This window comes from Pseudoalteromonas sp. P80D2, assembly GCF_036680945.1.
GTDB lineage: Bacteria > Pseudomonadota > Gammaproteobacteria > Enterobacterales > Alteromonadaceae > Pseudoalteromonas > Pseudoalteromonas shioyasakiensis.
In genome coordinates, this window is sequence record NZ_JAZDAR010000022.1 from 326,261 (window position 1) to 351,558 (window position 25,298).

Below are 25,298 nucleotides of genomic sequence, written 5' to 3' on the forward strand. Positions count from 1 at the left end.
AACAGTTGAATATCACAGAAATTAATCCGGCAAGGCATGCTGGTACATGGTTCTAAAAGCGAAAATAATAATTTTAGAGCTTTGATTAATAATAATTTAAAGGAAATAATCATGAAGTTAAGAAAGTCTCTACTTACCTGTGCAATTACTATTGCGTTAGGTTCAAGCTTTGCAGCAAGTGCAAACACAGATGATAAAACACAATCTAGCACTGAGCTTGCAAGCCAAGTTTCAACACTGGGTGTATCAAACTCAATTACCCTAGATCAAGTATCGGTTACCGGTGTTGGTAACGATGCGGTTATTGCTCAACAAGGTACAGGTCATCGTGCAGAAACTGTCAGTGTAGGTGATGGCAACATGGTTGAAGTAAGCCAAGCACAAACATCTAACTTATCTCTTATCTACAACACAGGTGACGATAATACTGTTTCGCACAGCCAAAACGGCACCATGAATGGCGCATTATCTGAAACCGTTGGTGTTGGCAATGCTGTTCGCGTTGAGCAAGAAGGTGCAGGATTCTTTGGTGTTAACAACGAAGCTATCAACGTCATGGTTGGTGATGAAAATAGCGCAACTGTAACGCAAGGTGATGGTGGCCATTGGTTCTACAACTTTGACTTACAAGGTAACAGCAACACAATCAGCGCAGAGCAAAGCGGCTTACTAAATGAAGCAACGTTCAATGTAATTAGAGGTGATGACAACAGCATCGAAGTAATGCAAGAGGGTGTTTTCAATGCGTTTACCTCTGATGAAGTAATTGGCAACGGCAATGAAATTACTATTGACCAAACAGGTTTCTTCAACAGCGCTGAGCTTACTTCGCTGCATGGTGATTATAACGAAGTTGAATTTGAGCAAGATGGTGACTCTAATAGCGCATTAGTTGCAGAAATCACAGGCAATGACAACGAGGTTAAGTCTGATCAAGAAGGCAACAGCAACAGCTTTGAATCAGGCGTGATTGTTGGTGATGGCAATACATTATTGGTCAATCAAAAGCATGACAGTAATACCGCTGGCTTAGATGCTATTGGCAACGACAACGAACTCACTGCATTCCAAAATGGTAACGGTAATGATGTGTACTTAGGTGCTATTGGCGATAGCAATGAGTTTGTTGCTAACCAAATTGGTGACGCAAACAGTGCTCACGTTGCTAACTTCAGTGGTAGCGACAACAACGTTGATATTGCTCAAGGCGGCAATGAAAACACTGTACTAGTTCAGTCTTCATACCCAGACGACTCACTCTCTTCAAACGATAATGACATTTCAGTTAATCAGCTGGGTGACCTTAACGAAGCGGCATTAACATTCGCAAGCGTGCTTGATAGCAACAACAACCAAGTTGCTTTCACACAAGTTGGTGAACTCAATGCCATCGACCTGATTATGGAAGGTAGCAACAACTCTGTTGATATTAGCCAAACAGGCTCAGAAAACTTTGTTGTAGGTATAGGTCAAAGTGCATTCTTGCTAGGTGGTGAGGGTAACTCACTTGTCGTTGTACAAGACGGCAATGCAAACCTTGTTGAAGGCTCAATGATTGGCTCTAACAGCACAGTTGTTATCACTCAACTAGGTGATGGCAATACCGCAACTGTAACCCAAGAATAATCGCTTAAGAGGGAGCTTTGCTCCCTCATTCCATTATGAAAATAAGAAACTTACTACGCATATGTTGCATCGTGCTTGCAGCTCAAAGTACGGCTAGTTATGGCGAAGACCTCGAAATCGATGGCTTAGTACTCGATAGAAGTATTAGCCGATTTGGCCATCAATTTTATTTTGAGTTTGCCAACCTATGGCGCGATTTACCTTCAACAGCAGGTTTTAATATCGAAATAAAAGAAACGGTATTACCCCGAGCGGGGACTCGACTTGTCTTAAAAATGAATAACCAAATAGTGTACGTCACCTATCTAGGACGTCGCTTAGAGCCATTAGATGAACATGTAAAACAAGCCATGTATAGCGTGATGGATGCCATGGCACGCAGTCAAATGCAGCAATCAACACCCGATATGGCAAAAAATGGATGGTAAAATGAAATACTTAACAACACTAATAATAATCCTCTGCCCTCTTTCTAGTTGGGCAACCGAACTCGTTTATACCCCAATTAACCCAAGCTTTGGTGGCAGCCCATTAAATGCCAGCATGCTACTTAATAAAGCGCAATCACAAAACAAGCACAAAGCGCCGGTTATCGAACAAACCTACGGGGAAAAATTTCAAGATTCGTTAGAGCGTACCTACTTAAATAGAATGGTACGAGAAATCACAGATATGGCATTTGGTGACGAAATCGACGACAGCATCTTTAATGGTGACTCGACCTTTATGACAGGTGATTATGAAATTCAAATTATCACCAGTACCAGTGACACAATCACCGTTAGAATTACCAACACCTCTGATGGCACAGTGACAGTAATTGAAGTACCGAGGTTTGGATAATGAAGACACTCACATTAGCAGCAATGGTATTACTTCTGTCGGGTTGTTCATCAATGGGCAATTTAATCCCGCCGACCAAACAGCTGGCAGACTCTCTTGAGCCAACCGAAACATTCCAGGCTTTGCAGGCCCTTCCTCAACCAATGGGAAGCATTCCTGTGTCAGTATACTCATTTCGTGACCAAACTGGGCAATACAAACCACAGGCAAATGTAAGCTCATTTTCTACCGCAGTAACACAAGGCGCTAACTCTATTTTAGTGCAAGCATTGCATGAATCTGATTGGTTTATTCCGGTAGAACGCGAAGGTCTACAAAATATCTTAACTGAGCGTAAAATTATTCGCGCTGCGCAAGCCGAAAACGATAAGCTACCTGAATTACCACCGCTCACGACAGCTAAAATAATCTTAGAAGGCGGTATCATTAGCTACGACACAAATATCAAAACCGGCGGGATTGGTATGGAATACTTCGGGATTGGCGCATCAGAGTTATACCGTGAAGATGCAATCTCAATTTATTTACGCGCTGTCGATGTTCGCACAGGCCAAGTTTTGTTATCCGTTGCGACAAGCAAAAAAGTACTCAGCCAAGAAATGCGCGCAGGCTTCTTTCGCTATGTGAGCTACAAACGTCTTGCAGAAGCAGAAGCCGGATTCACCGACAATGAGCCTATGAGTATTTGCGTAACGCAAGCAATTGAAAAAGCGCTTAGCGACCTTGTATTAAAAGGTATTAACAAAGGCATTTGGTCTGCAAAAGCGGTCTAATTTAATGAGTATATTATTGTGGCGCTGAACATCACAGCGCCCAATTTGAACTTTCTGCTTAATTATCCATCGAAATAAATACTTATAGCATTCAGTCAATTATGTTTTATTTATGAAATGGATTACTTTCTCCAAATGCGCTTATTCTCTTATTGTTTTAGCCGCACTGATTACCCTGGTTATCACCATTGATAATTTTGACAGTTCAAAAAGCCTGCCAATTGGCTTTGTCTTATGGGGTATTTCGCCCTATTTATTAATAGCGTGGATGGTTGAACACAGTAAAACAAGAGTGGCACAAATCGCCACGTTTATTGTCACTATTATGTGTGTCTTATTTGGTACTGTGACCATAGGTTCAATCTATTTTTCTCATGATGCACAATCAGCGCTGGTGTTTCTTTTTGCGCCATTATGGCAATGGCTAGGATTATTAATACTGTGTATTCCACTGTATTTTATGAATAAGGTCACATCTAAATCGAACTGAGTATCGAATAATGTAAGCTAAACGGAAACACGATTTTGAAGGCTGCTTGCTCGAAGCCGGTTTTTTAAGCATCGAGCAAGTGGCTGAATATTCTGATCAAACACTACCACTGGGATTAAACTGGCTATAGTTTGTCACTGTGTATTTTGTAAAGACAAACTCACTGCCATGTAATTTTGTGCCCAATTAGCCAGCTCCACGCGGTTACGCGATGCCGTTTTCTTGAATGCACTGTACAGATGGGTTTTAACTGTATGGTCGCTGATATTTAAACGCTCTGCGATATCTCGATTACTCGCACCTTGGGCAAGTAAGTGAATCACTGATTTTTCTCGTTTAGTCAGTAAGCTGAGGTCAATATCTGTATTTACCGAATCGTTGCTGGCATTGAATTGGCTACGAGACATTGCTGACAGCATATGATTAAACGTAGTAGAAATACTTTTACGGCTAAAAAACAGCTCGCCATTGATCACTCTGACCAGCCCTGCAAAAATATCTTCAGGTGATTGATCTGCAAAAAACACCCCTTTAATGCCATTTAAAAGTAAGTTTTTTTCGCAAATTGCATTAGCGTCCGCATTAAAAATAACCACTAAATGTTGCTTAGCAAGTTGCACTAACTCAGCAGGTAATAAGTCTTTCCAATGTGCATCAGTGCTATCAATTAAATAAAGATTAAACTCATCGCGCATAGACTCATGAGGCAAGCTTGCATCGACTTTCACACGCATAAAAAACGCATCGAGTATTTTAATTAAATATTGATAATTTTGACTGCGGTTTTGTAACCTTGGCTGTGTTTTTAGAAATACAGAAGTTGGTTGAATCATCTCATTTCTTCCTTGAAACATTTTATTCACAATACCCAATTTGGATACATGATTCAACCATTTATAAGCCTTTATTTTGGCAATTTACAACATTGCTAACCCATTTGGATGGCCAGACACCAAAGTTAACAGAGTGTAAACAACCAATACTCACATCTCCCCTTTTACAGCGAGTCATCAAGTAGTTTGTAAAAACGTGATGTTACACCGTTCGTCCAACCGAATCCTTGTTGTACTGTGTATTCACCACCACCTGCACGGCTAACTAATTCACACACATTGTATTTTTCAAGGAGGCACTTATCTTCTGCAAAACGCATTTCGATCATACTCAGCCAGTTTTTTATGATCGCCTGTGCCTCGCTGACAAAGCCATACTCTGTTAAACCTTTTACAGCGAACCATTGTAGCGGCGCCCAACCGTTAGGACTATCCCATTGTTGTGATGTGCTACACAATGTTGTCACTAAACCACCGGGTTTTAAAAACTCATTCATCAGTTTTTGCTTCACTTGTTGAGCTTGTTGTACAGATGCAGCGCCTACAAACAAAGGAACAGCCATTGCCATCGAATCGACACTGCTTTGCTGATTGAGTCTAATGTTGTAATCACGATAAACACCCGCCTCAGAATTCCAACAATAGGTATTAATTGCATCTAAGCGCAGTGTAGCCAGCTCAGCAATCGACTGGCTCTTTTGTTCTTTACCAAGTAAACGGTAAAAACGAGATAACGTATGCTCTAAGTTATACAGTAAGCTATTCAAATCAACCGGTATGATATTGGTTGTTTCAATGCTTTTTAAGTCATTATGATCACAAAGCCAACGGCTACTAAAGTCCCAGCCAGACTCGCATGCAGCGCGAATATGTTGAAAATAACTTTGTTGCAGCTCAGTTGTTAGCCCTTCAGCGTCATGTAAATCTTCTTTTAATGATTCTGGACGAGGTGTTGCCGCACTATCCCAATAGCGGTTTAAAATAGCCTTATTAGGCATTTTTACAACACGCCTAATAGCAGGCGTTTCACTGCTAAGATCGTTACAGCCTTGCATCCAAAATTGATACTCAGCTTCAAGTGCTTTTACCGCGTTTGCCAGCCAAGTTAAATCTGCTTCTTGTTTATATTTAGCGTCCCATAGCATCGCTATCATTAACGCCAAAACAGGTGGTTGCGAGCGAGAGCTATAATAAACTCGGTTACCATTTGGAATACAGCCATTACGTTCTTGTAGGTCTATAAAGTTATTAACCATGGCTTCAATGGTGGCTAGGTCGCCACAATCTTCTAGACCCAAAGCTGTAAAATAACTATCCCAATAATAAATTTCTTGAAAACGACCACCCGGTACAATGTAGTCAAACTGCAAGGGCATTAGTGAGCTTGCTAAATCTGTATCAGCATTGCGATGCAAATGCGGCCATAAATCAAGAATATACTGTTTAACCGAAGTGGTATCTAATTTCGCAGTCGGAATAGACTGATCAGCAAACAAAAAGTTCGACATAACAAATTCGCGCAGCTCATCACCTTTTAAAGGGCCTACAAGTTGATACAACTCACAAGCACTTTGCCAAGATAAATTTGGCACTGCATCGGCAAACATTTTTGAATCAGCAAACACTTCTGCTAGCTGTACGTCTTTAAATAATTGGCTATTAACGAAGTTCATGACAATCCCTTATTCTGCGCTTGAAGCCGCTTGATACTGTGGTTTTAGGGTAATTTTCTTAAAGATTGAAACGGTGATTAATAGCAAGGCTATTGGCACTAATGTGAGATAAAACGCATGCTGACCGCTAAATTTATCGAATACAAAGCCCGTAATAATTGAGCCTGTTGTTCCACCTAATGCTGAAAAAACCACAATTAAGCCTGTCATAGCCGCATGCTTGTGCTTAGCAAGTGAACTCAGCATGACAGAGTTAAGTAACGGGTAAATCGGTGCCATAAAAAAGCCAATCAACGGCAGCATGTGTGCTGCAAAAGGTACATCAAACACACTTTTCACTTGGCTACCATCAACATCGTGAGTCAAAGGCAGCACCAATAATACGAGCATACCCATAGCGACCAAGCAGCCCATTAATAAACTAAACCAACTAATGAACCTAAGTACTTGCCCTGCTACCAAACGACCAAGCGCTAACGCAGCTGCAAACAAACTGGCAAGTTGGATACTGACATCAACAGGCAATTTTAAAACTTGGTTATTAAAGGTCGGTAGCCAAGTGCCCACGCCTTGCTCTATTAGTACATACATAAATGCACTAACAACAAAAATAAGCACAAGGGGTTGGTAAGTCAGCTTTAACATGTCAATAAAATCATGAAGCTGAGATTGCTGATTAGTTTTTAGTTCTGGCGATTTTATTGGTGCCGCAAGCACAGAAACAAACGCCACCGCAACAATCGCTGCAAGCAAGTAATAAACATTCAACCAGTGGCTACTTTGCGGGTCATCAGCGTCTATAAATAGTGCAAAAATCCAATAACCCGACAGCACGCCAAGCATAAACACCCCTTCAATGGTGTTTAATAACGCTGAATGTTTATTAGCATTATCAGTCACTTGACCAATAACAGAGTAAACAGAGATTTTCATTACTGCAAAGCTGCAACCAATTGCGGCAAAGAGCGCTTTTAATACCCAAAAGTCGGCAATGCTCGGAACAACCAAGCACATCACTGCAACCAGTAATAAAGCGCCAAGCATGGCAATTTTATAGCCTATACGAGGGATAAATGACGCCACTAAAAATGACACAATGGCAATACTAAGATCCTTAAATCCTTCAAGAACAGACGCCTGAGTTTTGCTTACATCTAAGCTATTGATTGCTTGTAAAATAACAGTGCCCACACTATTAAGCATAATAGCAAAGACAAAATAGCTGCATGCCAGCGCGATAGTTATTCTTATAGGATTCATTCACTTCAACCTACGATTATTTTTATTCAGTCTAGTTTAGCGCAAAACAAAATGCAAACGTTTGCATTTAAAATTACACATATTGCTAACATTTAATAGGCTTAGCGCTGGCTCGACTGCCTATTTACTAGTTCTATTTCAACAACTTGAGATTCTACCGACTGCCCTGCTAACTGGGCTAACAACTTTTCAACAAGAATAACTGAAGCGCGTTGAGTATTTTGTTTAATACTCGACAAAGAAGGATGACTGATATCTGCCATGGCAATATCATCAAAGCCCACGAGGGCAACGTCGTTTGGAATGCTGATGTAACGCTCTTTCAGGGCTTTCATCGCACCTAAAGCCACCATGTCACTACATGCCATAATGCCATCAAAGCACAGCCCTTTTTCTACCAACAATTGGTTAATTCCTTTATAAGCAGCACTACTAGTAATATCGATAGAAACCACGTGAGGAGTGGCTTTGGCTTCATTAATAGCATCTAAATAACCACGGTGGCGTTCACTAATTTCAGCGTGCCCAGGGTCACCTAAAAACAATATGTTTTTAGCGCCATTTGCCAATAAGTGCTCAGTCGCTAGGCGGCCCCCTAAATAATTATCGCTGCCAACAATTGGGTAACTGCTGGGTGTTTTTGGATCGCCCCACACAACCAAAGGAACACCAGCACTCGCTGCAGCTTCAATATTTGCTTGGCTTTTACCTTGGCCGACCACAATAATGCCATCGGCACGGCGGCTATTAATAAAGTAATTTGCCCAATCATCACTGGCCATAAACGAATTAGAAAGTAATAACTCTAAGCCAAATTTATTTAGTGCTAAATTTATTTCACCAACAATTTTAAGTAAGAAAGGGTCGTTAATAGACTGTTCTGTATCACCATCGAGGTTAATAATAACCGCAACAACATTGGTTTTTTGGGTGCGAAGGCGGCTAGCAGCCGTGTTTAAACTAAAGTTATGTTTTTTTGCTAACTGTTGAAGCTTGTCGCGAGTTTCCTGTTTTATCAATGGGTTATCATTGAGCGCACGGGAAACTGTCGACGTAGAAACACCGGCTAATTTCGCAAGATCTGCTAACTTTAATTTTCTATCATTCATGATACTGAAACACTGCTTTCCTTTAAAACATATGCTGGCAATATACCACCATTTCGACCAAATCGCTGCGCCAAAGAGCATAATATTTTTTCAGTAAGCAAAACAGACCAACTCACCCTGTGGGTAAAAAAAGGACAAAAAATTGAAAAAACAAATTGCAAACGTTTGCATAAATCTTTATGGTTTATAAAAGCAAGGTGTTAACAATTGCAAAATATTCGCTAATACATTGCTTTCAACAACATAAAAAATGGGAACACACAATGACAACTACATACACACGCAGTGCGCTAGCCTCTGCAATTTTGCTAGCTTTGAGTGGCCAAACAGTTATGGCCGAAGAGCAAACTGAGCAACCAGCTAAAGAAAAAGTAGAACGAATTATTGTATCTGGTACACCTGCAGGTATTGGCGTACGTAAAATTGATGCTGGCTATGCAGTAACCAATATAGATGCAGATCAAATTGTTAAATTATCGCCAAAAAGTACAGCTGATTTATTCAAAGCCGTGCCGGGTGTGTGGGTAGAAAGCTCGGGTGGTGAGTCTGGCGCGAACGTATTTGTACGTGGTTTCCCTGGTGGTGGTGATGCACCATTCTTAACATTAAGCCTTGAAGGTTCGCCAATTTACCCTGCGCCTACTTTGTCATTTTTAGAAAACTCGTCGTTATTTCGTTTAGATGAAACAATTGAAACGATGGAAGCATTACGCGGTGGTCCAAACCCTGTTGTATCAAATGGCCAACCAGGTTTAACAACTAACTTCCGCCTTAAACGTGGTAGTGAAGATACCGAAGGTGTATTCAAATACACAACTTCAGATTACGACTTACAACGCATTGACGCTATGGTAAGTGGTGAGATTTCTGATGACTTATTCTTCATGGTGGGTGGTTATGTTAAAAGCTCTCCAGGTATTCGTGATGCTGGATTCACATCAGAAAAAGGCAGCCAGTTCACAATTAATATCACTAAAGAATTAGAAAACGGCACCATTAATTTATACACCCGTCAAACCGACGACCACGGTGCTTGGTACTTACCAACACCACTTAATGTTGACGGCGTTGACGCAAGCTACACGCAGCTGGGTACTTTAAATCGCCAAGCGACTATCTACACAGGCGCAAATAATGACGAGCAACAGATCGACTTAGGTGAAGGCCGTGGTTGGAAAGGTCATGTTTCTGGCGGTAGCATCAAACTTGAATTCGATAACGGTTGGAGCTTCACAGATCGCTTCAACATCACCAAAGGTGATGCAAACACGTACGGCTTAGTACCGGCAGGCTCTGCAACAACCGTTGGTGCGGTGGCTGATAACGGTGAAACAGCAACAGGTGCAGTAACTGGCACAGAATACGATGCAGACACAGCGGTTCAACAACTTGGTCGTTGGGTGGTATTAAAAGAAATTAGCGCATTCACCAATGATTTAGCATTTGCTAAAAAGCTTGATAATTTATCACTGGCCTTTGGTTATTACACAGCCAGCACATCAGCAAATGACTGGTGGAGCTTAGGTAACACAGCGTATCACGTCCTTGAAGCAGGCGGCGAAATGCTAGACGGCATCGAGTGTAATGCAAGTGTTGATGGTTGTGACTTCAACTACGATATCAACTCTACAGGCGATGCACGTACCAATGCCTTTTACACAACAGCTCAATATAAATTCAACGATGACTTTACGCTTGATGCCGGTGTTCGTTTTGAAAACCACGAAGTGGAATACTCGGTTGATGAAGGCCTTGATGGCGTAATCGACAAGTCTGTTCAATATGACGAAAGCAAAACATCGTGGACAACGGGTATTAACTACTCAATTAACGATGACATGGGTGTATTTGCCCGCGTAAACCGTGGTTACAAAATGCCTTACTTTGACGACTTCCGCGATAACTTTAGCGCATACGAAGGTGGCGAAAAGTTAATTAAAGAAGTAACACAAGCCGAGTTTGGTTATAAGCTATTAACTGATAGCACCGATTTCTATGCAACATTCTTCACTAACGAAGTAAAAGGTGACACCTTTGTTCGTCGCCCTGGTGTACCAGCTGAAATCTTAACCAACGAAGCATACGGTATTGAGCTTGATTATAACTACAACCACGAATCTGGTTTCTCAGTTAACTTAAACTCAACGCTTCAAGAAACTGAAATCACTGAAAGCCCAAGCAACGAAGGTAACGAAAGCCAACGTCAGCCAAAATGGCAAGTACGTGTAACACCAAGCTATGACTTTGAAGTAAGCGACATGTATGCAACCTTATACGGCACAATCTCAGCGGTTGATGATCGTTGGGGCGACAACGAAAACACTGTTGTGTTAGAAGGTTACGAAAAAGTAGACATTGGTTTAATTGTTGAGCCTATGGAAGGTATTAAAGTGCAGCTAGCAGTTGATAACTTAACTGACGAGCAAGGTATCACTGAAGGTGACCCTCGTAATGCTGATGCACCGAATGGTCGTTACATTATGCCTCGTACTACACGCTTAAGCATTAGCTACGAGTTTTAAGCGATTCTCCCAAACCCCTTGATTGAAAGAATCAATACCCAAGCCACAGTGTTTTATAACCTGTGGCTTTTTTGTTTTTCAATTAAGCAATGTAAATGCTCTGCTAAAGACTTATGTGATTCAAGAATTAAATGCACACCTTCTTGCTGGCAAGGCATAGCGATTGCTTTGATATCCAAAAACAGAGTTTGCTGTTTCACACACACTTCAGAAAAAGCCTCAACTAGCTCGCTAGACTTTGCAGCCGCGCCTGCATATATAGATTGATACGCGCCAACCTCATACACCGCCGGCGGGCTTAATATCATTATTTTGGGTAATTCGCGGTGCAGATAGTAGTTTTTTATATCTAAAATGAATATTTCGAGGGCTTTGGCAATATCAGCAGCCGACAGTGCAAAACGGCGCTTTAAATCATTCGTGCCGAGCTGAATAACAATCACATCTAAATGATAAGCCGCTAAGTAAGGCTCTAGGTATTTTATGCCCAGTTTATCACCACTAAAAGGTGGGTCGTTCACCAGTGTACGATTGGGTTGGCCGGCTTCAATAACTTGGTAGCCGGCACCTAATTTAATACCCAGTAAACTAGGCCAGCGCTCATCGGCTGCAAAGCGCTTACCATCGACGGGGGAAATACCATAGGTGTTTGAATCACCAAAACATAAGATATTCATTAGAATGGATTCAGTGTGTAACCTTGCTGCTGCAACTGTGCATGCGCCGTCATTGCTGATAATGCCATTTGCACACCAGGAATAAGCTGTTGCTGCTTTACTTTCATGTGCGTTGCAGACTGCCCACACACATACACAACGGTATTATTTGCCAACAATTGTGAGATCAATTGCTGATTTTTATTGTCACTGTCAAAGCGCTGTTTATAAAAACTGTTTTCCAGTACATCAACACTCGCGCCACCATGCACAACTAAAGCGAGTTGAATGTTCTCAGGCTTCACACCATGGGCTATATGCATATTAATGAACCGGGCTAATGAGTTCATTTTGTTATTCTGCGCCCCTTTTTCTGCCGCATCAGCTACATCAAACGCCACTTTGAAAACCGTTTGATCAGAGATTGGTGCATGATTTGGCACATCATAATAAAAACCAAAACCTTTGATAGCAGGCTCAACTTGCTCTGCATGACTAAACGAAGATAATAAGGCTAAAGATAAAGCTAACAGTGTTGATTTCATAAAAGTTCCTGTTGTTTTTTACTCTAGCCTACCTTGTTTAAACCCGTTTAACTAGCATCAATATGTTGGTGCGCTTTAAAGGTCATGCCTAAGTAATTAAAGGTGTTTTTAAACATCTCGATAAACGCGTTAGGTGCGTGTGCAGATCCTGCATTTGAGAGCAATGAAAACTGCTTTTCACGCAGTGTTCTCAGTTTTGGCCTGAGTGTTTCATCATCCATGTAATCAGTGATCCGGTCTAAAAATGCTTTAAACTGCGGTGTGGTGTTATACCAATACACAGGTGATGCCAGCACCCAGTGTTGATAATTCAACAGCGCTTCAAATACCGCATAAAAGTCATCATTTTTATATTGCTTATCGTAGCAATAAGGCGAGATAGCATAGTCATCAAGACATACTACATCGCCACCATATTGGGTTTTATAATCATTAACTTGTAAGCTCGTGTTACCCTTTTTTCGCGCACTTGAATAAATAATTACCGTATTTGTTATTGGTTTTTGTTGCATGACTATCACTCCTTTTTTATGATGTGCGCAGCGTAAAACCTCAAGCTAACTTTAGGTCAACACCTTGGAGCAAATTATGTCAGATAAGAAACTTATTGATGCAAACCTTTCGGTTGGCTTTGTGGCAAAACGCAGTGGCGTAAAAGTTTCAACTTTGCATTTTTATGAGTCTAAAGGGCTTATTCGCAGCTGGCGTAATAACGGTAACCAGCGCCGCTATAAACCCGATGTATTACGTCGAATTGCCGTTATAAAAGCTGCGCAAACCATGGGCATAACTCTTGAAGACATTAAACAAACGTTAAGCACCCTACCCGAGCAACGCACACCCACTAAACAAGATTGGGCAGCTCTTTCTAAAGTCTGGCAAACGCAATTAGATGAACGCATTCAATACATGCAACGATTGCGCGAACGCGTTAACGGTTGCATTGGCTGCGGCTGTTTATCAATGGCCAAATGCCCTATCTACAACAAAGATGATTATTTAGGTGAAGAGAACAGCGGCGCTGTGCTGTTAGAAAGAGATTAATACACAACTGTTTGTGCTCTTAAATTAACTGCAAATAATACAGTGACGACAGTGCACTGCCATTAACAATAATTGTTAACCAAAGTACGGCAATAAAACTGCGCTTTTTAGATTTGTGTCTTAACCATTGCTGTGCAATTAATGAACCTGGCCAGCCGCCGATTAATCCTAAAATATGCAGTGTACGCTCAGGTACTCTTATCACATGCTCGCCATGTTGCATCGCTAAACGTTTATCCCAGCCATATACCAAAAAGCTTATTAAGCTCGCTACGCTGTAAGTGCCTGCAATAAAGTAGGTAATATTAAGTTGCCACGATACCAGCCATAGCAGCGCTAGAAACAACAATGAAAATGTAATTAATGTTTTCTTAATCAACGAATTATCACCTATACTCTGCAAAACAAATTAATTTTATCGGGACGCTATTATGGCATACCTAAAATCACTTTTACTATCAATCTGCTTATGTTCGCTTTCTGTTATGGCTGCAGATCAACAACTTGATGACAAGCTAAAAGTGTTTGAGCCTTACTTAGGCACGTGGCAGTCAGACTTTAATGTCGCAGCAGGTAAACCTGCGGTGCAAGATGTGAGTAGCTGGCAACGCGCGCTCAATGGCACGGCGATTAAAACCATTCACTCTATCAATGAAGGTGAATATGGTGGTGAGTCGATGATTTTTTGGGACAATAAAAAGCAGTCTTTGGTGTTTTATTACTTCACTACGGCAGGTTTTTATACCCAAGGCACTATGAATGTACTTAGCCCTACTCAATTTGTTGCTTATGAAAATGTAACGGGTAATAAAGAAGGGATCACTAAGGTGAAATCGACAAGCGAGTTTAAAAACAACAGCTTTGTAGTGTCGACCTCTTACCTTAAAAAAGGTCAATGGACAAAACCCGATACCCGAACTTACACCCGCAGCGAAAAAACAGTTAAGTTTAAATAAAAGCTTTAAAAAAGGGTAAGGCGTTTATCACCTTACCCTTATATATTAATGTCTAAAGTCTGCCATTAATGCTGGGATCCCTGGCAACATACCCACCATTGCCATCACGCTTGTTAAAATAACAAACATTACTAATGGAATGATCCAGCGGCTCATTGGGGTTAGTTCAGAGCTTCGTTCTTTACAACCAATTAAGCCCAGATTGTCGAGCAACATAGTTAATGACCAGCCAAATGCAGGATTCACTAAAGTCGATGAAAACACCACAATAGCAGCCGATTGCGTAGTTTTACCTTCGCGAGTCATTTCCATACCCGCTTCTAGAAGCGGGATAAACACACCAACTATTAGCGCGACACATAACACAGGTTGCCAAATAGCTAAATCCATTGGGTAACCCCAAATACTGGCAATAATACAAAATAATGCCGTTAACACCGCTCCGGCAGGAATTGGGCGTTTAGCGATGGCTGCTGGCACTATGTAGGTTCCCCATGACGAGGTAAAGTTAGAGCCGCCTAACAAGGAACCAAATGTCTGGCGGATTGAAGCGCTGAACATGGTATCATCAATGTTCATTTGTACTTTTTCTGTGCGTTCTGGGTAACTAATTTTTTGGAATACTTGATGTCCTAAAAAGTCAGGTGACCACATGGCAACCGCAAGCACCGCAAATGGCAATACCACCACAAAGCTCTCTAGGGTTGGTAAACCCAGCATCCAACCGGTATTTTCACCCCACCAATACATTGGGTTCATATTTGGTAAACCCGGCGCTGTTTTAAACTCAAACGGTGCACCCAGTAAAAATGCGATTAAACCACCAAGTAAGCAACTTAAAGGCACAGCTAACCAACGTTTTTTGAAGTGCTCAAGTAAGGCATATAACACGATAGTCGACAAGATCACAATGAAAGCGATATGGGTCATATCAATGCCTTCAGCCCATGCAAATAGCTTTTTAACCTGCGAAATCGTGCCAATAAAACCAAGGTAGAGCAGTAAACCACCACACACGCCTCGGCTGGTTAACCCCGCCAATAAACTCCCGCCTTTACTAAGTGCCAGTAACAGACCAAACGCCCCTATCAGTAAACCGAAGGCCATTGGGTGACCCCCTGCAGCAACCACAATCGGGATCAAAGGAATAAGCGGGCCATGCGTACCCGCTAAGTTTGCTGTTGGTAAAAAGAAGCCTGAAAATAATAAAATGAAGATTGATACAATTAACAGTTCATAACGCACGTTTTCTAGAATAAAGCCTTCACCTAAGCCTAGTGGCGCTGCAAACGTTGCAGCAATTGCACCCACCATAACCACCTTGCCTATGGTCCCTGCCATGGCAGGGATAGAGTCTTCTAATTCGAACCGATAATCACGAAATGGTAAGTTAGGACGCCAGCGCTTAGGCTGCATAATTTGTAATTCGTGTTCAAGGTATTCGTCACGACTCGAAAATTCACTGCTGGGTTTATGAAGAGCTTGATAGCTTTGCTGGTCGGTATGAGTATCCGATCCTTGTTCAGCAGGCGTTGTTGACGCTGATTGCTGCCTCGTATTCATGAGTTCTCCTACTGCCTATCTTGAAAAATTGTGTGAGCTTTTATTATGCAGTTAGGGTAAAGCAGCCAGATACAAAACACGATTAGGCAAATGGTCGGGTATGAATTTATAAAATAGGTGTTTTTAATAAGTTGAGAGACTCATAAAATACACTCAAACAATTGATAATTAATGATTTATTTATATTTAGTGCTTTTAAAGAGTAAGCAAAAGATTGTTTTTTAAGCACATTAACTATTAGTCTAATAAATTGTATGAATAGCAAACAGCTAGAGAAAAACTACTTTTAAATTAATCGAATTTGCCTAATTCCTAACTACTAATATACTAATTTATTAGTAGTTTGATTAATACTAACTCGCCAGTCGGTGGCTTTCTCACATAAGCGCATAAAGGGATGTATGAACACACAGCTCAAGCCTTGGCAATTTAATATCATTGTTTGCTCTGTTTATCTGCTGTTTGGCTTGTTTACTATGCAAGTGCTAAAAACACTGGCGGTATGGCCTCCAGCAGGAGTCGCATTGGCAGGCTTGATGTTATTTGGTCGTAAAGCCTGGTTGGGCGTTGCATCAGGCACCTTTTTAGTTGTGCTCTTTTACTTTTATCTCAGCGGCTTAAACCCATTCACGTTTAAACACATAGCAATAAATGCCGCGACAACCACAGGTAATACTCTCGCTGCTTTGACTGCATTTTGGCTAATTAACCGAAAACTTAAACAACACACACTGCTGACGAGCGTTACCAGTTTAGCCAGGGTGTTTATTGTTGCTTGCATTGCGATTGGCGTGATTTCTGCGCTTTTCGGTGTGGGCATATACTCACTAGTTGGTATCGAGTGGTTTAATGGCTTGTATGTAGGCATATTAAATTGGAGTATTAGCAATGCCTTAGCAGCAATTGTGTTCACCCCTGCCCTTTACTTTTTATGGCGAAATTGGCCGCATACGGTCACCCCTAGTGAATTTTCTAAACTTCTGTTGCTTACTTTTACCGTGGTTTTGTTGTGTTATTTTATTTTTGGCCTCGCATACACAACCATGACATTGCCATTTTTACAGCCTGCATTACTGCTGTTTCCACTGCTTTATGCCGCTACGCGGTTATCACCAACCGCCACCAGCTGCATGAATATGTTAGTATTTTTTGCAGCTTGGGTCGGAAGTAATCAAGGCTGGGGGTATTTTTATTATCATCATCCTAAAACAGCAGAAGTGACCATGCAGTTTTTCTTTTTATTTACTCTTTCAGCGGTATTACTTATTCAAGCTGTGTTTATTCAGCGCAAGAAAGAACAACAAAAACTAACCACCATGCTCGAACAAAAAGTAGAAGAAAGAACCTATGAGCTAGAACGTGCTAAGCATGAAGCATTAGCCTTATCTGTGACAGATCATTTAACACAACTTTATAATCGCCGTGGCTTCTTCGAAAAGGTTAATCAACAGTTTGTAAAATATCATGACGCGCAATGTACCTGCTCCCTGTTACTGTTAGATTTAGACCAATTTAAAGCTATAAACGACAAATATGGCCACGCTACTGGCGATGAAGTAATACGAACCACAGCGCATAAGCTCATCCAACATAGCAGAGCATCAGATATTGCGGGGCGCATTGGTGGAGAAGAATTTGTCTTATTTTTACCTATGGCAAATAACCACACAGCCTTTGCTATCGCAGAAAAGATCAGAGCCGATATCGAACAACAAGACATCATCGCCGACAACAAACACGTTAAATTCACCGTGAGTATTGGCGTAAGCACCTTACAAGCAAGCGATCAGCATATAGAATCGATGTTAAAACGCGCCGATAAAGCATTGTACCAAGCCAAAAACCAAGGCCGTAATCAAGCGCAGTGTAGTTAGAATGAGTTACGAGTTGCTAGTTACGAGAGTAAAGTTACGAGAGACGAGGTACGAGATGCGAGGTGCGAGAATCGAGGTACGAGTCTATAACAGCTATTTTACATCGCGTTTTTATTCTCGTATCGCCCTTACCTCACCCATGTCGCGGCATAAAGCCGCTGCTACATGTAGGCTTGGCGCGCGAAACAAGTTTCACGCCTACGTCCAAGGAGCTAACTTTTGTGTGGTGGTTAATTATTCATGACGAGAGTAAAGATGCGAGGTGCGAGATGCGAGATGCGAGATGCGAGATGCGAGCATGAGCTTAAGTTTCTTTGCACTATACGACTAGTAATTAATTAACGGCTCTGATAAAAATACAATGGATATGGAAGAAAACGAGCTATAAGCCCGTTAAGTTTAATGGAATTACTATCCTTGTGAGGTTCAAATGGAAATTGAAGTAAACAGACCAAAACAATATCATGATAAAATTAGAGATTACACTTTATGGGCCGACTCTAAAAAAATCGGCAAAGTCAAACCCAACTCTTTAGCCAACTACACAATACCTGATGACGCTGAATTTATCTGGTTCTCCATTGATTGGTGCTCTAGCCCTAAACTTTCTGTCAAAGATATTCAATCAAATAAAGTAACTGTTTCAAACACTATGAGCAGGAACTTACTATCGGGTCTATTTTTACCCATTTATTACGTTACTTTTGGTAAAAATAAATATCTAACAATTACGAGCGATGTATAACCATCCTTAATCGATTTTCAGATCCGATTACTTCACCGCATAACGATATTTTTACCCTTTGTCGCGGCATAAAGCCGCTGCTACCTTGTAGGCGTCACGCTTGCTTGGCGCTCGAAACAAGATATTAGTTACGAGGAACGAGATGCGAGCATGTAGCAGCGATTTTACATCGCGTTTTTCTCGCTCCTAGCTCCTAGCGCCTAGCTCCTAGCACCTTAAAACTATTTCGTCTTTAACTTATTCAACTCATCATCTTGTTGTGCAACGAGTGCATTAAGTGTTTGGCTACCATCTCCGGCTTGGGTAGATAGTTCAGCTAGTTGCGATGCGGCATCTGAAATTAACGTCAGGTTGCGGTTTATCTCTTCTGTGACTGAGCTTTGCTCTTCTGCGGCCGTTGCAATATGGGTAATTTGCTGCGTGATTTCGTCCACTTTGACGACAACTTCGTGTAATGCATCAAATGCAACGGAGGTTTCATCTACCGCAGTTTGTGCACGCACAACACCTTGCTCAATGACCTTAGACGCGTTGCCTACTTCAAGCTGTAAACTGTCGATTAGGCCGCTGATGTCATCGGTTGATGAACGTGTTTTTGAAGCAAGTGCCCTTACTTCATCAGCCACCACCGCAAAGCCACGGCCTTGTTCACCGGCCCTTGCCGCTTCAATTGCTGCATTCAGTGCAAGTAAGTTAGTTTGCTCTGCAATTGTTCTGATCACATCTAAAATTTGTGTAATGTCGTTACTACGTGCCGCAACTTTTTCAACTGCTTGATTGGCCTCTTTGATTTCATCCGACATGGTTTTAACTTGGGTAACCGCAGACGACAAGCTCGATTCACTGCTCACCACAAGGCTGTTTATTTCATCAGCTTGCTGTGCTGACTGCTCTGAGGCTCTTGCTACTTCGAGTGCTGTTGCGCTCATTTCATTCATGGCGGTCACAACACTCTCAATTTCTTGGAACTGCGCTTGAACGTTGTGCTTAGTATCAACAGCAACACTGGTCGCTAAGTGAGCCTGCTCTTTGGTTTGCGTTGATACATTTTTAAGCTCACCAATTAAATCGCGCAATTTAGCAAGAAATGCATTAAAGCCAGTTGCCAATGCGATTAGCTCAGCGTGAGTATCAACATGCAGGGTTTGAGTTAAGTCACCTTCGGCACTGGCAAGGTTATCAACGCGCTGTTGAATTTGCTGTAGTGGTGCCACAATTGTGCGGATCACTAAGGTCATGATTACAAAGGCGGCACCAGCAATAATAATACCTGTAACCAAGATTAAGCCACCTAGTGTATTGGCATTTTCGCTCATGCTATTTGCTAGCGCATGAGGCCCTTCAAGGGCAAGCTCAGCGGGTACTTCAATCAATAAGTTCCACTGTGTTTTCGCAAGCTTAATGCTAATTGGGTAGTTAACTAAATACTCATCACCAACTTTAAATACACCACTTTGTTTTTTCGCTTTTACGTAATTGTCTAAAATGCTTTTAGTCACCGCCTCTTTTAACGGTCTGCCTAGCTTATCTTTGTAATGGCTACTACCAACCACTAAATCGAGTGAACTTAGCAAGGTAACGCGGGCTTTACCGTTATACAGCTCTTTTGAGAGCTTTTCGGTCATGCTTTGAAATACAGGCAATGTTAAATCAACCCCAGCAACACCTATAAATTCGTTATCACGAAGAATGGGCACAGTTAGAGAGGTCATCATTTCAGAGTAACCCGGGGTGATTTCGTATAGGTAGGGCTCCATAATGCAAGGCACTTTGGTGTCTTTTACACACAAGTACCACTCAGCTTCCCGCTGGCCAAATTCATTGAGCGTATCCACATATTTTTCAGCTACATCGTCAACCACTTGTTGCTCGATTACGCCGTCTCGGTTGCGCGTGAAATAAATTTCTAGTGTGCCAACGCCTGCTACAGAATGATCATACCCGCTGATAAAATTAGCATCACGGCCATCAAACGCATTTGCTTCAAATTGCGAGTAGATAGATGAAAGAATATCATTTTTTTGTAATAGAGAGCGATTCAACTCAACCACAGCATCGCGGGTTAAGGTAGCTGCCGCATCGTTGTCACCTAAGATAGCGGCAAATGAATAAGGCACTCGGTACGCTTCATTAATAAACCCAGCAACTTGTTCACCATATGCGGCGGCATTTGAAGCGAGCTTATCCTCCACCTCTGCAACAATCAGCTTTTCTGATTGCGAAGCTAACTGCTGGTTGCTGCTTGACAGCTGCCACCATAAAACACTTGATAAAACAAACACAGTAATAAAAATACTGCCTACCGTAAGCCATAATAACTTTTTCGCTAATGCTAACTGCCGCATCGACATTTCCTGTTTTTATTGTAGGTTTGCTAATAGTTTAGACCATTTGCATGACTACACAGGGACAATTAGAAAAAAAGTATGAAGTTTTGCCGTAATTAAGCTGCTTTGTTTAGTTAGCGCAAGTTATGCTGCCATTCGGTGGGTGACATACCAAACCATAACTTAAAGCGACGACTAAAAATCGACAGCTCCGCATAGCCTAAACGCAGTGCTAAGTCGGTCATATTGATATGCTTTTGTTGTAATAGTCGCATTGCCTCTGACTTTCTAACTTCGTCCAACAATTGCCGATAACTGGTGTTATGCTCAGTTAATATGCGTTGCAGCTTTTTGGGGTGTAGCCCAACACTTTTGGCGGTATTTTCTTTATTGCACTCACCAGTTGCTAGCAACATTTTCATCGCACCTTCTATTTGCAGCATTTCATCGGGGAGTTTATTAAGGCGTTGCAGCTCAAGTTGGTCGGCTATTAAGGTGTCTAAAATGGCATCATTGAGCTGGGGTTTATAGGATAAAAATGCGCTTGAAAAGTAAATCGCATCTACGTCACTGTTAAACTCAACCTCGCAATTAAGCACTTTATTAAATAATGGCCGCTGTTTCACTGCGACAGATTGCCGTAAGCACACTTTATCGGCGCGCCATTTCGGGCCAACTAATTCTTTTAATATTTTATTGACCAAACACACTGCCAACTGAGACTTTTGCTCAAACTCGTGTTTTTCGTCAGACAGTCGGACAAAACGTACCTCACAACTCGTTTGCCCAAGCAGGGCAAGGTTTAGCACAATACCTTCAGCATGCAGGTATATGTATTTTTGGGCAACATTGAGGGCATCAAGAATCTTAGGTTGGCGCGACATGTAAGCACCAATCAAGCCTACCGTACTCATACTTTGTGATGCGCCAAGCTTTAAGCCAAAACATGGCTCATCACACGCTTGAGCAGCAAGCTCAAGTAATTCAAGGTAATGAGCGTAAACAACAAAGCTGTCTGGGTCGCGTAACTGTGCGGGTAAAATACCTGCTTTCTCCAACAAAGTAATTGGATTTACGCCATATTGCCTCACTAAATTCTCAAACCCAGCTAAACTAGAAGAGCGAATTAAACTTTCCACGCAGTGTGCCTTTTGTCCTAAAGAGTCATTTCAGTGTCCTAAAAAGTCAAATCAACTGCAAGCGATTTATTTATGCTAGAACAAACTCTGACAAACAGAACTTACAGATGAACATTGCCACAAAACCAGTAAGCATCGATAGCATTTTAATGGCCGACTTAGTTGCGCAGCGCAGCCATGCCAAAGCAGCAGGTATTGAAAACTACCAGCAAAGACGTGAACACTTACTTGCGTTAAAAGCCATGATTACTGAGAACCAAGCACGTATTATCGAGGCTATTAATCAAGACTATGGTAATCGCTCTCGCCATGAAACCTTACTTGCCGAAATCATTAATGCCTGTGCAGATATCAATAGCACTTTAAAGCACCTTAAAAAGTGGATGAAAGTGCAAAAGCGACATGTTGATCACCGTATGTATTTAGGGGCAAAGAACCGAGTTATTCCCCAGCCGCTTGGTGTTGTAGGGTTAATTGTGCCATGGAATTTCCCGATAAATTTAGCCTTTAGTCAATTAGCCGCAGCATTTGCAGCAGGTAACAAGGCGATGGTTAAAATGTCTGAAAACTCTCGGCATTTAAGCGCGCTTTTAGGCGAGCTAGTGGGCAATTATTTTAAGCCCGAAAAGCTGCAATTTTACTGTGAGACTGGTGAAGTAGGCATCGCCTTTTCAAAGCTTCCCTTTGATCATTTAATGTTCACAGGCTCAGGTGAAACCGGCAAAAAAGTGATGGCTGCAGCGGCGCAAAACCTAACGCCTGTAACCCTTGAGTTAGGAGGTAAATCTCCTGCTGTGATTGCTACTGATTACCCGATGCAAAAAGCTGTCGAGCGCATCATGTATGTAAAGCAAATGAACGCTGGGCAAATTTGTACCAATGTTGATTATGTATTTGTGCATCAGTCTCAACTTGCGCTGTTTATCGATACAGCAACTCGCTGGGCGAAGAAACATGTTCCAGATATTCATAGCCAAGATTACACAGCCATTATTGATGACCGCGCATTTAAACGCCTTACAACCTGTATTGAAGAAGCCAAACAACTCGGCGCTGACGTTATTACGCTTAGCGACCAAGTGGCAGATGCCAACACGCGAAAACTGCCTCTGACATTAATTTTAAACAGCAATGACAGTATGAGCATTGATACCCGCGAGACTTTTGGACCTATTTTAATGGTAAAAACCTATCAAGACTCGCAGCAGGTCGTTGATTATATTGCAGAGCGAGATAGACCTTTAGCGTTTTACCCGTTTAGCTACAACAAACAGCTTATTAACTTTTATATTGAGCAGGTGATGTCGGGGGGTGTAAGCGTTAACGATGCCCTGTTTCATGTCGGTCAGCACGACTTACCTTTTGGTGGCGTAGGTGCCAGTGGTATGGGGCATTACCATGGCTATGAAGGCTTTTTAACCTTTTCAAAATTACGTCCGGTGTTTTATCAAGCCAAGTTTTCGAGCGTGAAATTTTTAATGCCGCCTTACGGCAGGTTTGCCGATAAGCTTTTAGCCTTTTTAAGTAAATTAAATTCATAATAATAAACACCAACAGGTGATAATAATGCAGCAACACACATTTGATTTTGACCAAATTATTATAGGCTCTGGATTTGGCGGCTCTGTGAGTGCGCTTCGCCTAAGCGAAAAAGGCAACCGAGTTTTAGTACTCGAAAAAGGCCTACGCCGCGACGATAAAGAGTTTCCAAAAACCAACCTAGATATCAAAAACTATATGTGGCAGCCAGAAATTGGCCTAAAAGGCTGCATTCAATTTTCGTTTACCAGCAAAGTCACTGTGCTGCATGGTGTGGGTGTGGGTGGTGGTTCACAAATTTATGCCAATGTGCACCTTATTCCTGATGATGAGGTCTTTCAATCTCCAGCCTGGACACGAATAAAATCAGACTGGAAAGAAAGTCTAATGCCCTACTATGGCCTTGCACAGCGCATGTTAGGCAGTGCCAAAAATACCTATACCAATGTTGCCGATCGCACATTAAAAGAGATTGCAGAGCAGATGGGTCAAGGTGACTCGTTCAAAACCGTGAATACCGGGGTGCTTTTTGCAAAACCCGGCGAAGCCTATAACAAAGAGCTACCCGACCCATACTTTAATGGCGATGGTCCAAGGCGAAATACCTGCCATTACTGTGGTAGCTGCATGATTGGTTGTCGCCATAATGCCAAAAACACCTTGATGAAAAACTATTTGTACTTTGCCGAACGCAATGGCGTAGAGATAAGACCCAGCTCTGAAGTAATCAAAATCACCCCGCTCAATGCAGATGGCAGCGCCGGATACAAAATTAAGATTAAAGATACCAGTCATCGCAACAGCCATATTTATACGCTAACAACACGTGGCGTTGTGCTAAGCGCAGGGGTCATGGGCACCGTGCCTTTGCTTTTAAAAATGCGCGATAAAGACAAAACATTGCCCAATATTTCAGCTTGGCTTGGTCAGCAAATTCGCACTAATTCAGAAACCCTCACCACCGCGAACAACACTACTAAAAAAGTTGATGATGGTGTTGCGATCAGCTCATTTATTTCGGTCGACAAAGACACCAATATTGAAATTTGCCGGTTTAGAGAAGGCGCCGATGGCACATGGCTATATTTACCTTACGTTCCCATGGTGACTGGAAAAGGCCTCAAGCGTATTGCTAAGTTTTTAGTGAATACACTGCGCCATCCAATAAAAACAGCCAAAGTATTGCGACCAAAAGGAAAAGCCCGCAGCTCGATTCTATTTTTGGTGATGCAAAAATCCGAGGCGTTTATTCACCTAGAATGGCGACGTAAATGGTATCGCTTATTTAAAAACGGCATTACTGCGGTGCAAAAAGACAATGACACGCCGCTTAGTGTTAGTTTTCCAAAAGCAGAAGAAGCAACCAAACTCTACGCCGAAAAACTCGGTGGCGTGCCAGGCTCAGCCTTATCTGAAGTGCTATTTGGAGCACCGATGACGGCGCATATAATGAGTGGAGTCGCCATGGGAACTGATGCCTCTAACGGCGTAGTTGATAGCTCCGGAGAAGTGTTCGGCTATCAAAACCTACGAGTTATTGACGGCTCAATCATACCGGGTAATTTAGGGGTAAACCCATCATTAACCATTACCGCATTGTCGGAATATGCAATGAGCCAAGTGCCGGTATTCGATGCAGCCCGAGCAAGCAAGATAAAACCAATAGAATTTAGTGAACCACGCGAAGGCCTAGTATCTGCGCTTACGGGTTCAGGTGATTTAGCAAAATCGATTGCTGAAAAACAAAAAAGCCGTGCATAAAGCACGGCCTATTTTGATAA

The 25,298-nt window shown here is 41.9% G+C and carries 23 protein-coding genes; 12 read left to right on the top strand and 11 right to left on the bottom strand.

Annotated elements, in window-relative coordinates; translation table 11 throughout:
* Positions 1–111: 111 nt before the first annotated feature.
* From VRK28_RS04005 to VRK28_RS04025, 5 genes are all read left to right on the top strand, one after another.
* Positions 112–1,626 (top strand): curlin, encoded by a 1,515-nt coding sequence (locus VRK28_RS04005; RefSeq protein WP_332393465.1) that lies wholly within the window; start codon positions 112–114, stop codon positions 1,624–1,626.
* A 35-nt stretch (positions 1,627–1,661) separates the two neighbouring features.
* Positions 1,662–2,054, top strand: a complete 393-nt coding sequence (locus VRK28_RS04010; RefSeq protein ID WP_332393468.1) for a curli production assembly/transport protein CsgE — start codon at positions 1,662–1,664, stop codon at positions 2,052–2,054.
* Positions 2,044–2,469 (top strand): curli assembly protein CsgF, encoded by a 426-nt coding sequence (locus VRK28_RS04015; RefSeq protein ID WP_054562528.1) that lies wholly within the window; start codon positions 2,044–2,046, stop codon positions 2,467–2,469. The genes VRK28_RS04010 and VRK28_RS04015 overlap by 11 nt, the downstream gene beginning before the upstream one ends.
* Positions 2,469–3,242: a CsgG/HfaB family protein gene (locus tag VRK28_RS04020; RefSeq protein WP_054562529.1), complete on the top strand. Its 774-nt coding sequence runs from the start codon at positions 2,469–2,471 to the stop codon at positions 3,240–3,242. Before VRK28_RS04015 ends, VRK28_RS04020 begins: the two co-directional genes overlap by 1 nt.
* Before the next feature lie 112 nt (positions 3,243–3,354).
* Positions 3,355–3,732, top strand: a complete 378-nt coding sequence (locus VRK28_RS04025) for a hypothetical protein (RefSeq protein WP_269407249.1) — start codon at positions 3,355–3,357, stop codon at positions 3,730–3,732.
* Between the two features lie 134 nt (positions 3,733–3,866).
* On the opposite strand, the gene VRK28_RS04030 is transcribed toward VRK28_RS04025, so the two are convergent.
* The 4 genes from VRK28_RS04030 to VRK28_RS04045 all read right to left on the bottom strand — a co-directional run bounded on the left by VRK28_RS04030 (position 3,867) and on the right by VRK28_RS04045 (position 8,607).
* On the bottom strand, positions 3,867–4,565 hold the full coding sequence (locus VRK28_RS04030; protein ID WP_063528060.1) for a helix-turn-helix transcriptional regulator: 699 nt from the start codon (positions 4,563–4,565) through the stop codon (positions 3,867–3,869).
* Between the two features lie 164 nt (positions 4,566–4,729).
* The gene (locus tag VRK28_RS04035; protein WP_332393478.1) at positions 4,730–6,238 is read right to left on the bottom strand and encodes a trehalase family glycosidase; all 1,509 of its coding nucleotides are present in this window, start codon (positions 6,236–6,238) and stop codon (positions 4,730–4,732) included.
* A gap of 9 nt (positions 6,239–6,247) precedes the next feature.
* On the bottom strand, positions 6,248–7,498 hold the full coding sequence (locus VRK28_RS04040) for an MFS transporter (RefSeq protein ID WP_332393479.1): 1,251 nt from the start codon (positions 7,496–7,498) through the stop codon (positions 6,248–6,250).
* Positions 7,499–7,599: 101 nt separating this feature from the next.
* Entirely contained in the window at positions 7,600–8,607 is a 1,008-nt protein-coding gene (locus VRK28_RS04045; RefSeq protein WP_269407251.1) for a LacI family DNA-binding transcriptional regulator, read from the bottom strand.
* A 263-nt stretch (positions 8,608–8,870) separates the two neighbouring features.
* Here VRK28_RS04045 and VRK28_RS04050 point away from each other — a divergent pair, with 263 nt between their 5' ends.
* Entirely contained in the window at positions 8,871–11,129 is a 2,259-nt protein-coding gene (locus VRK28_RS04050; protein WP_054562535.1) for a TonB-dependent receptor, read from the top strand.
* Between the two features lie 53 nt (positions 11,130–11,182).
* Here VRK28_RS04050 and VRK28_RS04055 read toward each other — a convergent pair whose 3' ends face one another.
* From VRK28_RS04055 to VRK28_RS04065, 3 genes are read right to left on the bottom strand one after another with little or no spacing between them, the layout of a single operon-like run.
* A complete protein-coding gene (locus VRK28_RS04055) occupies positions 11,183–11,806 on the bottom strand; it encodes a GDSL-type esterase/lipase family protein (protein ID WP_269407252.1) in 624 nt (207 codons plus the stop codon).
* Positions 11,806–12,330: a DsrE family protein gene (locus VRK28_RS04060; protein WP_332393484.1), complete on the bottom strand. Its 525-nt coding sequence runs from the start codon at positions 12,328–12,330 to the stop codon at positions 11,806–11,808. The genes VRK28_RS04055 and VRK28_RS04060 overlap by 1 nt, the downstream gene beginning before the upstream one ends.
* Positions 12,331–12,377: 47 nt before the next feature.
* Positions 12,378–12,842: a flavodoxin family protein gene (locus VRK28_RS04065; RefSeq protein ID WP_332393486.1), complete on the bottom strand. Its 465-nt coding sequence runs from the start codon at positions 12,840–12,842 to the stop codon at positions 12,378–12,380.
* A gap of 76 nt (positions 12,843–12,918) precedes the next feature.
* Between VRK28_RS04065 and soxR the strand changes: the two genes are divergently transcribed.
* Positions 12,919–13,374: a redox-sensitive transcriptional activator SoxR gene (gene soxR / locus VRK28_RS04070; RefSeq protein ID WP_332393488.1), complete on the top strand. Its 456-nt coding sequence runs from the start codon at positions 12,919–12,921 to the stop codon at positions 13,372–13,374.
* Positions 13,375–13,393: 19 nt separating this feature from the next.
* Here the strand turns inward: soxR and VRK28_RS04075 are convergent, their stop codons facing one another.
* Positions 13,394–13,753 (bottom strand): DUF1294 domain-containing protein, encoded by a 360-nt coding sequence (locus tag VRK28_RS04075; RefSeq protein WP_063704408.1) that lies wholly within the window; start codon positions 13,751–13,753, stop codon positions 13,394–13,396.
* A 52-nt stretch (positions 13,754–13,805) separates the two neighbouring features.
* Between VRK28_RS04075 and VRK28_RS04080 the strand changes: the two genes are divergently transcribed.
* Complete coding sequence (locus VRK28_RS04080) at positions 13,806–14,330, top strand: hypothetical protein (RefSeq protein ID WP_063704405.1); 525 nt, start codon at positions 13,806–13,808, stop codon at positions 14,328–14,330.
* 45 nt (positions 14,331–14,375) lie between these two features.
* Here the strand turns inward: VRK28_RS04080 and VRK28_RS04085 are convergent, their stop codons facing one another.
* Entirely contained in the window at positions 14,376–15,893 is a 1,518-nt protein-coding gene (locus tag VRK28_RS04085; RefSeq protein WP_332393491.1) for a DUF3360 family protein, read from the bottom strand.
* Between the two features lie 401 nt (positions 15,894–16,294).
* Between VRK28_RS04085 and VRK28_RS04090 the strand changes: the two genes are divergently transcribed.
* Complete coding sequence (locus tag VRK28_RS04090; protein ID WP_332393492.1) at positions 16,295–17,767, top strand: sensor domain-containing diguanylate cyclase; 1,473 nt, start codon at positions 16,295–16,297, stop codon at positions 17,765–17,767.
* Between the two features lie 430 nt (positions 17,768–18,197).
* Entirely contained in the window at positions 18,198–18,512 is a 315-nt protein-coding gene (locus VRK28_RS04095; protein ID WP_062565816.1) for a hypothetical protein, read from the top strand.
* Between the two features lie 221 nt (positions 18,513–18,733).
* On the opposite strand, the gene VRK28_RS04100 is transcribed toward VRK28_RS04095, so the two are convergent.
* Positions 18,734–20,857, bottom strand: coding sequence for a methyl-accepting chemotaxis protein (locus VRK28_RS04100; protein WP_332393495.1), 2,124 nt, complete (start codon positions 20,855–20,857; stop codon positions 18,734–18,736).
* A 116-nt stretch (positions 20,858–20,973) separates the two neighbouring features.
* Entirely contained in the window at positions 20,974–21,978 is a 1,005-nt protein-coding gene (locus VRK28_RS04105) for an AraC family transcriptional regulator (protein WP_332393498.1), read from the bottom strand.
* Positions 21,979–22,085: 107 nt separating this feature from the next.
* On the opposite strand from VRK28_RS04105, the gene VRK28_RS04110 reads away from it, so the two are divergent.
* Together VRK28_RS04110 and VRK28_RS04115 are read left to right on the top strand one after the other, a co-directional pair.
* Positions 22,086–23,519: a coniferyl aldehyde dehydrogenase gene (locus VRK28_RS04110; RefSeq protein WP_332393500.1), complete on the top strand. Its 1,434-nt coding sequence runs from the start codon at positions 22,086–22,088 to the stop codon at positions 23,517–23,519.
* Between the two features lie 25 nt (positions 23,520–23,544).
* Positions 23,545–25,278, top strand: a complete 1,734-nt coding sequence (locus VRK28_RS04115) for a GMC family oxidoreductase (RefSeq protein ID WP_332393501.1) — start codon at positions 23,545–23,547, stop codon at positions 25,276–25,278.
* The last annotated feature ends 20 nt before the right edge of the window (positions 25,279–25,298 follow it).